Annotated in this window: 11 protein-coding genes and 1 pseudogene; all 12 read left to right on the forward strand. The window is 45.1% G+C overall.

All coding sequences use genetic code 11. From position 1 onward, the window contains the following. The first annotated feature begins 149 nt into the window (after nucleotides 1–149). The 12 genes and pseudogenes from C6P11_RS01010 (at nucleotide 150) to C6P11_RS01065 (ending at nucleotide 12,207) form a co-directional block, all read left to right on the forward strand. A pseudogene (locus tag C6P11_RS01010) lies at nucleotides 150–1,497 on the forward strand (sugar porter family MFS transporter). Between the two features lie 191 nt (nucleotides 1,498–1,688). Beyond that, nucleotides 1,689–2,183, forward strand: coding sequence for an aminoacyl-tRNA deacylase (locus C6P11_RS01015; protein ID WP_004560088.1), 495 nt, complete (start codon nucleotides 1,689–1,691; stop codon nucleotides 2,181–2,183). 2 nt (nucleotides 2,184–2,185) lie between these two features. Then, complete coding sequence (locus C6P11_RS01020) at nucleotides 2,186–2,905, forward strand: hypothetical protein (protein WP_135518023.1); 720 nt, start codon at nucleotides 2,186–2,188, stop codon at nucleotides 2,903–2,905. A 19-nt stretch (nucleotides 2,906–2,924) separates the two neighbouring features. After that, the gene (locus C6P11_RS01025; protein WP_432430730.1) at nucleotides 2,925–3,599 is read left to right on the forward strand and encodes an HD domain-containing protein; all 675 of its coding nucleotides are present in this window, start codon (nucleotides 2,925–2,927) and stop codon (nucleotides 3,597–3,599) included. A gap of 17 nt (nucleotides 3,600–3,616) precedes the next feature. Further along, a complete protein-coding gene (locus C6P11_RS01030; protein WP_135518025.1) occupies nucleotides 3,617–5,005 on the forward strand; it encodes a DHA2 family efflux MFS transporter permease subunit in 1,389 nt (462 codons plus the stop codon). Nucleotides 5,006–5,092: 87 nt separating this feature from the next. Continuing rightward, complete coding sequence (locus C6P11_RS01035; RefSeq protein ID WP_135518026.1) at nucleotides 5,093–5,824, forward strand: GntR family transcriptional regulator; 732 nt, start codon at nucleotides 5,093–5,095, stop codon at nucleotides 5,822–5,824. Between the two features lie 211 nt (nucleotides 5,825–6,035). Further along, nucleotides 6,036–8,495 carry a phosphoketolase family protein gene (locus C6P11_RS01040; protein ID WP_135518027.1) on the forward strand — a complete coding sequence of 820 codons (2,460 nt, stop codon included), beginning with the start codon at nucleotides 6,036–6,038 and terminating at the stop codon, nucleotides 8,493–8,495. A gap of 205 nt (nucleotides 8,496–8,700) precedes the next feature. After that, nucleotides 8,701–9,759 (forward strand): polysaccharide pyruvyl transferase family protein, encoded by a 1,059-nt coding sequence (locus tag C6P11_RS01045; protein WP_135518028.1) that lies wholly within the window; start codon nucleotides 8,701–8,703, stop codon nucleotides 9,757–9,759. A gap of 110 nt (nucleotides 9,760–9,869) precedes the next feature. Next, nucleotides 9,870–10,175 carry a hypothetical protein gene (locus tag C6P11_RS01050; RefSeq protein WP_135518029.1) on the forward strand — a complete coding sequence of 102 codons (306 nt, stop codon included), beginning with the start codon at nucleotides 9,870–9,872 and terminating at the stop codon, nucleotides 10,173–10,175. A gap of 46 nt (nucleotides 10,176–10,221) precedes the next feature. Beyond that, complete coding sequence (locus C6P11_RS01055; RefSeq protein WP_135518030.1) at nucleotides 10,222–10,938, forward strand: DUF4811 domain-containing protein; 717 nt, start codon at nucleotides 10,222–10,224, stop codon at nucleotides 10,936–10,938. A 188-nt stretch (nucleotides 10,939–11,126) separates the two neighbouring features. Beyond that, the gene (locus C6P11_RS01060; protein ID WP_135518031.1) at nucleotides 11,127–12,026 is read left to right on the forward strand and encodes a pilin N-terminal domain-containing protein; all 900 of its coding nucleotides are present in this window, start codon (nucleotides 11,127–11,129) and stop codon (nucleotides 12,024–12,026) included. Further along, nucleotides 11,995–12,207, forward strand: coding sequence for a prealbumin-like fold domain-containing protein (locus C6P11_RS01065; RefSeq protein WP_135518032.1), 213 nt, complete (start codon nucleotides 11,995–11,997; stop codon nucleotides 12,205–12,207). Before C6P11_RS01060 ends, C6P11_RS01065 begins: the two co-directional genes overlap by 32 nt. Nucleotides 12,208–12,229 lie beyond the last annotated feature (22 nt).

Consider the following 12,229-nt stretch of genomic DNA (forward strand, 5'->3'; position numbering starts at 1 on the left):
TTCTCAAAAAACGCCCAATCGAAAAAAACACCCTGAAACCGTGCCAAGGTACTGGCAGTTTCAAGGTGATTTATCGTATTTTACTGATTTAGCTGTGGTTAAAAATTTAGTGCATGAATAATCCGGGACAAATTGTGAGGGAACGCATTATGAAGATTAACGTTTGGTTTATTTTCTTCTTTGGGGCATTGGGAGGCTTGCTCTTTGGATTTGATACAGGAATTATTTCAGGAGCCTCTCCATTGATTGAAAGCAATTTTAAGTTGACGGTTGCTGAAACTGGTTTCGTAACGTCAGCCGTGTTGATTGGATCTACGGCTGGTGCGCTTGGGGTTGGGCCTTTGGCTGACCGTTTTGGTCGTAAGAAGTTGTTGATTTTGGCTTCTTTGTTCTTTATCGCCGGTTCATTGATGACGGCGTTTGCCACTGGCTTCGGTACGATGGCCATCGCCCGTATCGTGTTGGGATTGGCCGTTGGGTCAGCCTCAGCGTTGACGCCAGCTTACTTGGCTGAATTGGCACCTGCTAAGCACCGTGGTTCATTGGGGTCAATGTTCCAATTGATGATTACGGCCGGAATTTTGTTGGCCTACGTGTCTAACCTTGGTTTCTTGGGCCACGACTTCATGGGTATCCGTGACTTGGCGCTGGATGCTTGGATCAGCTTTGATTCCAGCCGTATTGTTGTTCGTAGGTGGCTTGTTGCTACCAGAATCACCACGTTTCTTGTTTGCGAAGGGTGATAAGGAAAATGCAGAGCGCGTGTTGACTCACTTGCGCGCCAAGTCAGGTGAATCAGTTGAAGCCGAATTGGCTGCCATGGCTGAAGTTGATAAGCAACCAAAGGGTGGGTTGAAGGACTTGTTCACAATCGCCCGTCCAGCCGTGATTGTTGCTGTTGGAATTATGTTCTTGCAACAATTGGTTGGTATCAACTCAGTGATTTACTTCTTGCCACAAGTGTTTATCAAGGGATTCGGCTTTAACGAAGCCAACGCCATCTGGATTTCAGTTGGAATCGGTGTAGTTAACTTCGTAGTGACGATTTTGGCAACGATGATTATGGATAACTTCAACCGTAAGACGTTGTTGACGTTTGGTTCAATCGTTATGACGGTCGCTTTGGCTATCTTGACGGTCTTGAACTACACGGTATCAGTTGAAACGGCTGCTATTCCAACGATGTTGTTGATTGCAACGTACATCTTCGGATTCGCCATTTCATGGGGACCAATCGCTTGGTTGTTGATTGGTGAAATCTTCCCAATGTCAGTGCGTGGAATCGGTTCATCAATCGGTTCAGCTGCCAACTGGATTGGAAACTTCTTGGTGTCACAATTCTTCTTGGTATTGTTGGCCGTCTTCCACAACAACGTGGGTGGACCATTCGGGGTCTTCGCAGTCTTTGCCTTCATCTCAATCTTCTTCGTTCGTTACCTCGTGCCAGAGACGCGCGGTAAGTCACTTGAAGAAATCGAAATGGAATTGCGCAAGTAATCAATAGAAAATAAAAAGGGCCCGTACGTCGCAAAACGTACGGGCCTTTCTTCATGTACCTGGCTAAAAGCCGAGAAATACGTCTCAAAAGTACATGAAGGGTTAGTCGGACTTTTAGTGTACACCATTTAAGCGTATATTAATAGATACTAGATTTAGTGAGAAGTGTTCTGAAGAATGGAGAGATAATCATGGCTAAGAAAGAGCGTATTAAGAAGATCCTTGTCGAGCAAATTCTTGATAAGGCTAAGATTCCATATGAAAGCATTGTGTTTGCTGGCGGTATGAACCGTGACCAAGCCGAGTTGGATAATTATGGCCTAACTGACCATGATATCTACAAGACATTGGCTTTGATTGGAAATGTCACTGGCCCAGTTATCGGTATTGTGCCAATGGATGCCCACTTGGACGAAAAGAAGTTGGCGGCCGTTTCAGGTAACAAGAAGGTCAACATGATTCCAACGAAGGATTTGCAAAAGACAACTGGTTACATTCACGGTGCGAATAACCCAGTTGGTATCTGGCAAACGAAGAAGTTCCCAATTTACTTTGATAACAGTGCCAAGGAAGCCGGTACAATCACGTTGTCAGCTGGTGAAGTGGGCCGTTCAATTCGTTTGGATGCCGAGCAATTGGCTGAATTCGTCCACGCTAAGTTTGCGGATATTCGCACGGCTGACTAACCATGAGCTGGACGATTATTTGGCAAACTTGGGTATTCGTCATTGGCATTTTCTTCGTGTTGCCACTCATTGGTAGTACCTTGATTTCAGTAGTGACAACCCGTACAAACCAACATTTGATGCGCGCATTTGGCATGAATGCACCGCTCATCTTTGGCTGGTTTGGCGTGATGATTCATGAAATTTCGCATGCGGTGATGTCGATCATCTTCGGTCACCATGTCGATAAAATTAAGTTGCTCCAAAATCCGTTTAAGGAAGGCAACGAGAACCGCATGGGGTATGTGTCACACGCCTGGAATCCGAAGAATAAGTACCAACAACTGGGAAACTTTTTCATCGGGATGGCGCCCATTTTTGGGATTGCCTTAACTAGTTGGGGGTTAACGAAGCTATTGTGGCCACAACTACTAATTGGGTTTCACGACGGTAGTAGCGTTTGGCTGAATACCGCATGGTGGCAAGTGGCACTATGGATTTATGCCATTTTGAACTTGAGTTTAGCCTTGAATCTGAGTGATGCCGATTGGCAAAACACAAAGAGTGGGGCGTTGTATTACTTTATCTTTTTGACCATCGTCGCCTTGGGTGTTGGCCTATGGATTAACGATGCGTTTATTATTTGGGAAACCGTTGGCCGACCAATCGCCTACTTCTTTGGCGGTGTGTTGGCAGCGACATTTATCATGTACATGTTGACCGCGATTATCGGTCGACGCTAATAAAATTCGGGGAATAATGATGACAAAAACAGAAGAACAACAATTGGTTGCTATTACTGCTTTTATGCAAAAGGTGCTTGGCGGGGATGAATCAGGGCATGATACGACCCACATTGATCGTGTTGTGGCGCTGACTAAGCACATTTTGACGACGGAACCAACGGCGGATGAGTTTATCGCGGTGGCTGCGGCGACGTTGCATGATACGTATGACGATAAGTTATTTAAAAATGTCACAAGCGCCAAACAAGCAGCTGTGGATATGTTGACGGATAATGGTATTGATGAGGCTAAACAGGCTGAGATTTTCCAAATTATCGATAACATGTCATGGAGCAAGCAACGTTTCGGCAACCCAGAGCCACTCACATTGGCTGGTCAAATCGTGCAAGATGCTGATCGCCTTGAAGCGATTGGCGCGATTGCTGTGGCTCGTGTCATTCAATATGGTGTCCAAAAGCACCACATTTTGTATGACCCAACGATGCCACCGCGCGATTTGAAGACGAAGGCCGATTATCGTGATGCGACGGGCGAAACGATGATTAACCATTTCTATGAAAAGCTATTTTTGCTCAAGGATTACCTCAATACTGACGAAGGAAAGCGAATTGGTGCGAAGCGCGATGCGATTATGCATGAATTCGTGGCGCAGTTTGAAGCAGAGTGGGCAGGAACTGATTATCTAAATTAAAAATATAAGGAGGCTATATGGACGGAATTAGTAAGAAAGAGCGAGGTGTCTTGATCATCTTGATTGCGGGAGTCTTTTTGGGATTCTTGAATCAAACGTTGATGAACACGGCCTTGCCACAAGTCATGGCAGACTTTCACATCTCAACAGCCCTTGGTCAATGGATGACGAATGGGTACATGTTGGTGAATGGTGTGATGGTGCCGTTAACAGCCTTCTTAATTCAACGCCTTAAGACGCGAACGTTGTACTTAAGTGCGGTATTTGTATTTGCAGTGGGAACCTTGGTTGCAGGGTTCGCACCGTCATACCCCATTTTGATTATGGGACGTATGATTCAAGCGGCCGGCGCAGGTGTGTTCGGACCGTTGATGAATGTGGTCGTGATGAATCTGTTCGCCGCTGACCGTCGTGGTCAAGCGATGGGAATTATCGGGTTGGCGTTGAACTTTGCGCCAACCATCGGACCAACGCTATCTGGATTTGTGGTGTCGAACCACTCATGGCGTTGGTTGTTCTTAGGAATTGCGCCACTAATTATTATTGATTTGATTTTGGCCTTTATTTTCTTGAAGAACATCGGTGAACAAAAGTTCTTGAAGTTCAATTTCTTGGGGATGGTCCTTTCAAGTATCGGATTGGGAAGCTTGCTATACGGATTCTCAAACGCCGGTACGGGTAACTGGCTAAGTCCTGACGTTTGGGCATTTTTGTTAATCGGTATTGTCGTAACGGCGTTGTTCGTCTATCAACAAACCCACTCAAAGATGCCATTGTTGAACTTTGATGTCTTCAAGTACCACAACTTTACGATGGCAACATTGATTAACGTGGTCTTGATGGCTGCGTTGTATGGTGGTGCCTTGATGTTGCCACTTTACATGCAAACCGTCCGTGGCCAATCAGCCTTTATTTCGGGGTTGGTTTTGCTACCGGGTGCCTTGATTACGGCATTCCTATCGCCAACATCAGGTAAATGGTACGACCAGTTCGGTGTGAAGCGCTTGGCTCCAATCGGGTTGGTGTTTGTGGTGATTGGAACAATTGTGTTGGCCACGTTGCAACTGGATTCACCAATCTGGTTGCCAGCGGTTGGACAATTCATCCGTCAACTTGGTTTGGTTATGGTCACGATGCCAATTCAAACTGAGGCCTTTAACTCATTGCCACGTGAGATGGTGCCCGATGGATCAGCGATGTATACGACGATTCGTCAGGTTGCCGCCTCGTTTGGAACCGCCGCTTTGATTACGGTTTACAGTCTAGTTTCATTGGGCGCACCGGCAAAAATGGCGCAAGCGCGTGCCGATTTGGCTGGTATTCACGCCGCCTTTTGGATTGCGAACGGTTTGGTCGTCTTAGCACTAGGATTAACCCAACTCTTTAAGCAACGAACTAACGCATAAATTTAAAAAGTGGTCCAACCAAAACTTTTGGTTGGACCACTTTTGTGTTACGATAAGACCGACTTAAAAACGGGAGGGCATAGACAAATGCCGACTGAAGTACTGTACATGAAAGTACTTGGGGATTTGAAGGAGCGTATCTACAACCGCGAATTCCCAAACTTGAAATTGCCAGACGAACGCTCATTGGCCTTGTCTTATGACGTGTCACGCAGCTCAATCAAGCGCGCGTTGAACGTCTTGGCCCAGCAAGGAATTATCTTTAAGAAGCGTGGTTCAGGAACTTTCGTGAACCCGCTTTACCTCAAAAACCAATCAATGTTCTATGCGATTGGTAACAACTTGGGTGTTTCTGATTCGTTCCGCTTTAACGGCGAAGCGCCAGCCATCCAATTGTTGTCATTTGAAACGGAAGAGGCTAACGAAGAAACGCGTTTGGCGCTGTTCTTGGAACCTGGTGAGCAGGTTTATCGCATCAAGCGTTTGCGTAAGTTGCAAGACCAAGCGTTCATGATTGAGAACGCCTTGGTGCCAGTTAAGCTGCTACCAGATTTGACTAGCGAAGACTTGGGCCACTCAATGTTCCACTATGCAGAAGCAACGACAAAAAAGGCTGTTACGAAGTCATTTATGACGGTGACGGTTGAACCATCTGATGAAGATGATCGTAGCCACTTGCAACTGAGTGAAGTTGAACCTGTCGGTGTGATGGCCGGAATTTACTTCCTGGATGACGGGACGCCATTTGAAGTTGGAACGATGCGTGTGCACTACAAGTACATGCGTTATAACAGTTTCGTCAGTTTGGACGGCGAATAATTCAAAATTCATAAATTGTTCACATTTGGCCAGGAAAGCGATTATATCAGGCTTTACGGGTGAAAAATAAGCAAAGCACAAAATTGGACCGCACCAATTTTGTGCTTTTTATTGTACCAATTTTTGAAATCTGTTATTATAGTATTTGTAATCCAGAAGATAACTTCTGCGATTGAACCTTTTCTCAAAATTATAAGGAGATTTAATCAAAATGGCAGTAGATTTTGATTCAAAGGAATACCTTGCTAAGGTTGATGCTTGGTGGCGTGCTACCAACTACCTTTCAGCAGGTATGATCTTTTTGAAGAGCAACCCATTGTTCTCAGTTACGAACACACCAATTACGGTGGAAGACGTTAAGGTTAAGCCTATCGGTCACTGGGGTACTATCTCAGGACAAACTTTCCTTTACGCACACGCAAACCGTTTGATCAACAAGTACGATCTAGACATGTTCTACATCGGTGGACCTGGTCACGGTGGACAAGTTATGGTTACGAACTCATACTTGGACGGTTCATACACTGAAAACTACCCTGAAATCACTCAAGATGTTGAGGGTATGTCACGTTTGTTCAAGCGTTTCTCATTCCCTGGTGGAATCGGATCACACATGACTGCACAAACGCCAGGTTCATTGCACGAAGGTGGAGAACTTGGATACTCATTGTCACACGCAACTGGTGCCGTTTTGGATAACCCAAACCAAATCGCATTTACTGTTATCGGTGACGGTGAAGTTGAAACTGGTCCTTCAATGACTGCTTGGCACTCAATCAAGTTCTTGAACCCTAAGAACGACGGTGCAGTTTTGCCAATCTTGGACTTGAACGGATTTAAGATTTCAAACCCAACGATCTTCTCACGTATGAGCGATGAAGAGATCACTAAGTTCTTCGAAGGTTTGGGATGGTCACCACGTTTCATCGAAAACGATGACATCCACGACTACATGGCATACCACGAGCTTACGGCTAAGGTTATGGACCAAGCTATCGAAGACATCCAAGCAATCCAAAAGGACGCCCGTGAGAACGGTCGTTACGAAGACGGTGAAATTGCAGCATGGCCTGTAATCATCGCTCGTTTGCCAAAGGGTTGGGGTGGTCCTACTCACGACCAATCAGGAATGCCAATCGAAGATTCATTCCGTGCCCACCAAGTTCCACTTCCTTTGTCATCAAAGAAGATGGAAACGTTGCCACAATTCGAAGAGTGGATGAACTCATACAAGCCAGCTGAATTGTTCAACGAAGATGGTTCATTGAAGTCAGAATTGGCTGAAATGGCACCTAAGGGTGACAAGCGTATGGCTTCAAACCCAATCGCTAACGGTGGACGTCGTCGCGGTGAAGAAGCTCAAGATTTGGCTTTGCCAGATTGGAAGCAATTCGCTAACGACATCAACGAGTCAAACCGTGGAACTGAATTGGCTGACTCAAAGCGCAACATGGACATGAACGTGTTGTCAGGATTCTTCGCTGAAATCTCAAAGATGAACCCAACGTCATTCCGTATCTTCGGACCTGACGAGACGATGTCAAACCGTCTATGGGACATGTTCGAAGTAACGAACCGTCAATGGATGGAAGAAGTTAAGGAGCCAAACGACCAATACGAATCCCACGAGGGACGTATCTTGGACGCTCAATTGTCAGAGCACCAAGCTGAAGGTTGGTTGGAAGCTTACACGTTGACTGGTCGTGTTGGTGTATTTGCATCATACGAATCATTCCTACGTGTAGTTGACTCAATGATTACTCAACACTTCAAGTGGTTGCGTCACGCCTCAGAGCAATCATGGCGTAACGATTACCCATCATTGAACTTGATTTCAACTTCAACTGTATTCCAACAAGACCACAACGGTTACACTCACCAAGATCCAGGTATCTTGACGCACTTGGCTGAAAAGAAGTCAGACTTCGTTCGTCAATACTTGCCAGCTGATGGTAACACTTTGTTGGCTGTCTTTGGTCGCGCATTTACTGAGCGTCACAAGGTTAACCACATCGTTGCTTCAAAGCAACCACGTCAACAATGGTTCTCAGTTGAAGAAGCTCAAGAATTGGCAACTGAAGGTTTGAAGGCTATTGACTGGGCTTCAACTGTTGCTGAAGGTGAGCAAGCTGACATCGTCTTCGCATCTGCTGGTGTTGAGCCAACGATCGAAACTTTGGCTGCTTTGAACTTGGTTAACGATGCATTCCCAGCCGTTAAGATGCGTTATGTAAACGTTGTTGAATTGCACCGTTTGCAAAACAAGAACGGTGAGATGAACCACGAGCGCGCTTTGTCAGATGACAAGTTCAACGCTTTGTTCGGTGAGTCAGGAACGCCTGTTGTCTTCGGATTCCACGGATACGAAGACTTGATCGAGTCAATCTTCTACGAGCGTCAACATTTGGGATTGCACGTACACGGATACCGTGAAGATGGTGACATCACTACGACTTACGACATGCGTGTATACTCAAAGTTGGACCGCTTCAACCAAGCTAAGGACGCTGTTGCTGTCTTGGCTGCTAACGGAGTTGTTTCAGCTGACGAGGCTGCTGCATTCGACAAGAAGATGGATGACATCTTGGCAAAGCACTTCGAAGTTACTCGTAACGAAGGTCGCGACATCGAAGAGTTCACTGACTGGAAGTGGGCTGCTTTGAAGAAGTAATCTACTGCCGTACGATTAATTTCTAAGCGAAATAAAAATTGACCTGAGGCTGGCTTCGGCCGGTTAAAGGGTAACTTAAAGACCATTACTATTTCTTTCGAGATTTAGTAATGGTCTTTTTGTCGTTCCTGGCACTCAAAATTTCATAGAACTCCCACATTTATCAGGCATAGTAGAAGATAGTTTTAAAATCGGGGAAGATACTATGGTTAATAAATTTGGAGAATGGATACATAAACGTATCATGTGGCGATGGACGATTCGACCACAATTAAAACAACAACTTTTAAATCTTGATATGAACTTGCCTACGGTTTTCTACATTGGTATGCCAGAACACGGGGACTTAGGTGATCACGCAGTTTCGTATGCCACGGAATTGTTTTTGCGAACGAATTTGCCGGAACGTCAAATTGTGAAGGTGCCAGCTGAGGCGACAACTGAAGCATTGCCATTAATTCATCGCATTATCCAACCGGATAACTTGGTTTTGCTACATGGTGGTGGCATCATTGGTGACCGTGAATTGGTTGAAGAGAATTTGCGCCGTTCAGTCGTGGCTTGGTTGAAGGATCAACCGATGATTCAACTACCACAATCAATGTTTTTCAATAGTGTGCGTGAGCGTGAAATTTCAAAGCAAGTGTATAACACAGCTGAGCGCATGGTCATGTTAGCGCGTGACGAAAAAGCGCTACAAGATTTAACGCAACTGTTGCTGTGCCCAGCAATGTTAATTCCAGATATGATTTTGCACTTGAGTGGGCGTTTGGCAGCTAGCCGTAAGCCTAGAAACGGCGCTATGCTGATGTTGCATGCGTCTGGTAATGATTTCCGCCGGGCAACGCAAGAACAGGTCAGAGAGATGGTTAGCGACCTCTTTGGCCGTGTGACGGAAGAAGACTATTTGAACACTAAGCACCTGCATCTGAGTGGTCATAAGCGCGATACAACGCTGCGTGAATGCTGGCGTGCGATGTCTGGTTACGAAGTATTGGTCACGGATGAAATCCACGGACTACTGTTCGGTTTGATTACGCAAACGCCAACGGTCGCCATTGCAGAAGAGTCTGGCCTAATGGGGGCCATGTTTGAAGCATGGTGTACTGCAGTGCCATGGATTACCCTATGGTCACCAAATGATGGACCGCTGGATGTGGCGATTGTAGACGTGCTTCGCGCCGATGTTTCACCAGTTGATTACGCACCACAATTCGCACCATTGCAGTATTATCTGTCTAATTTCCGTCCTATCCAAAATTAAATATTTTAATTCACATTTACTCCTGAATTCAGTATCAATTAATCTTATTTTCAACAAGAAGGTCACGTAGTATAGACCATTGGAAAGATAGATATTAAAGGGAGATGGAAATGTTGAAACGTGTATTGCTGATTATGCTTGCCTTGGTGAGCATGAGTTGCGTATCAACGATCGCTCACTCTGACAATCGGTCGGAGTTGAGTCAATCAACGTTGTATGAAACACCAGAATTAATTTTGGACGAAAAAGTTTTAGACACGCCAAGCTTGGACACCCGCATTCGTGCGCGCGACATCATCAATGGGGAAGATATGACGATGGTGAAGAAGACGGCGTTTCCGTTCATGATTACCTTGCTTTGCGTGTGGGCTTTGATAATTTATGCCCATGCCTTGCGCACAAAGGACAAAAAGTAGGCCGACTTTGATATACTAGTTATATTAAGAGCCGGAGGAAGATAGCATGATTTTGTTATTGGTATTAGGAATCGTTATTGTGGTTGTTGGCATTTTGCGTTCAGTAAAGCATGATTCGATTCGATGGGTACCGATTATTAGCGGTATGGTGTTGGCCATTTTGATGGGCGTTGGTTTGTATACGGCGCATCACTCAAACTTTTTGTTGACGAAGGTGCCACTCGATAAGACCCAAAAGATTAAGCCAGCATCAGAATTGTTGGACTTCAAGTTTATTACCACTGAAAAGGGTAGCAATGGTGAAAACCGCTACACTTACAAGGTTGGTAACAAGGCTTACCAAACGTTGACGCAAAACGCTGAAACGACTGTTAAGACGGGTGATAAGGCCACGTTGGAAACGATTGTGACGACGTACCAAGCCAAGTCATTGTTCAGCCGCTTCATGCTATTCGGCGAGACAAAGTTGAAGACTGGTAAGACGAATTATGTGTTGACGGTGCCGAAGGATTGGGACGTGCTCACATCAGCGCAGGTCAAGGAATTGCAAAAGATGGTCAAGGATAGCAACAACGGGATTACCGATGAAGTTGCTAACCAAGTCAAAAAGCAATTTGCGGATCGTGCCAAGGATGATGAGAACTTCCTAAAGGATAAGGACGCTCAACAAAAGCTCCAAACTGAAATTGTGAACAAGGTAAAGTCAGAGCGCCAAGCTAATCTTGAGAAGGCTTTGAACGAAAAAATTCAAAGTTGGCAATAAAGGGCACAATTATTTAACAGTTGCGACAGAAACGTCAAAAATACCGGACGATAAACACTAATTAAACATACAAACTCAAAAATACTCAAACGTGCACATTGCAGTTTGGGTGTTTTTTTTGCGAAACTGATAGGCGTAAGAGAATATCGAAATTATTAAATGATATAAATGCTTAAGGAGATAGCGATATGGCGAAGTGGAAAAATATTGCTTTAATTAGTACGATCGTGGCGCCGATTGCGTTTGGTGTGGGTGACGCCTTTGCGCAAGCAAACCGACCTGGAGATGAGGGAACAACGGTTGTTTTGCACAAGCGTGAGACCGTTGGTGCTGAGGGCGCTGGTAAGGATGCGGAAAATCTTTACTGGGGTGATGGAAATCTAGATACGTCTGGCGCGTTTGATAACTGGAAGTGGGAAGCTGGCGTAACATTTACGGCTTTCGATTTGGGTAACATCATCAGCCTAGATGAAAATGGAAAGCCAAAGATCGCAACACAAGACGTTCCAGGTACTGACGGTAAGTACAAGTGGAACCAAGTTTTGACTGCGGTTGAAGGAAGTACAGCACCTGTAAAGCAAGGAAATGCGGACGACAAGAACCAATATGCAATTGAATTTGTTGATCAACCAAACTTTGACGCGACTGATTTGCGTGCTGCGTTAGAGAAGGCGAAGGTAGAGACGAAGACATTTGGCGCTACTAATGACAAGGGTGAAACAACACAAAATCTAGAAAATGGTAACTGGATTATCTTGGAAGATATCAAGAATGGTACGCAACCAAGTGATTCAATTGAAACATTTGCAACGCCAATGATTCTTTCATTGCCAATGTTGAATGCGAAGACGCAAGATGGAAAGACAAACTGGTTTGGAACAGATACTGATTCTGAATTGAACTTGTATCCAAAGAACTATACGGATACTGGAAACTTGCGTGTCGTTAAGACAGACGGACAAACTAAGGCTGCCATTAAGGGTGCTACGATTGCTATTATGCAATTGACGGACGCCAAGAAGGCAGAGCTTGAAACTGCAATTTCTAAGGGGGGTGTTGTCTGGCAAGGTTGCCACAATCGAATCTGAGTTGAGCAAGTATGCATCGGAAGGTTCATTGAAGTACGATGTGATTGAAAACGCTGAGCAAGGTGTTGTATTTAACAACCTTGTGCCAGGGCAAACATACTACGTACTTGAAATCGCAGCACCAAACGGTTATTTGCCAAATGGAAAGTTGCAACAAGCAACGTTGAACGAGCAAGTCTAGCAACTGGTGACGAAACGATCGG

It is taken from the genome of Weissella confusa, from assembly GCF_004766315.1.
GTDB lineage: Bacteria > Bacillota > Bacilli > Lactobacillales > Lactobacillaceae > Weissella > Weissella confusa_A.

Excerpts from the sequence above, each read along its gene's own strand:
- C6P11_RS01015 (WP_004560088.1), top strand. The coding sequence starts at position 1,689 with ATGGCTAAGAAAGAGCGTATTAAGAAGATCCTTGTCGAGCAAATTCTT.
- C6P11_RS01020 (WP_135518023.1), top strand. The coding sequence starts at position 2,186 with ATGAGCTGGACGATTATTTGGCAAACTTGGGTATTCGTCATTGGCATT.
- C6P11_RS01025 (WP_432430730.1), top strand. The coding sequence starts at position 2,925 with ATGACAAAAACAGAAGAACAACAATTGGTTGCTATTACTGCTTTTATG.
- C6P11_RS01030 (WP_135518025.1), top strand. The coding sequence starts at position 3,617 with ATGGACGGAATTAGTAAGAAAGAGCGAGGTGTCTTGATCATCTTGATT.
- C6P11_RS01035 (WP_135518026.1), top strand. The coding sequence starts at position 5,093 with ATGCCGACTGAAGTACTGTACATGAAAGTACTTGGGGATTTGAAGGAG.
- C6P11_RS01040 (WP_135518027.1), top strand. The coding sequence starts at position 6,036 with ATGGCAGTAGATTTTGATTCAAAGGAATACCTTGCTAAGGTTGATGCT.
- C6P11_RS01045 (WP_135518028.1), top strand. The coding sequence starts at position 8,701 with ATGGTTAATAAATTTGGAGAATGGATACATAAACGTATCATGTGGCGA.
- C6P11_RS01050 (WP_135518029.1), top strand. The coding sequence starts at position 9,870 with ATGTTGAAACGTGTATTGCTGATTATGCTTGCCTTGGTGAGCATGAGT.
- C6P11_RS01055 (WP_135518030.1), top strand. The coding sequence starts at position 10,222 with ATGATTTTGTTATTGGTATTAGGAATCGTTATTGTGGTTGTTGGCATT.
- C6P11_RS01060 (WP_135518031.1), top strand. The coding sequence starts at position 11,127 with ATGGCGAAGTGGAAAAATATTGCTTTAATTAGTACGATCGTGGCGCCG.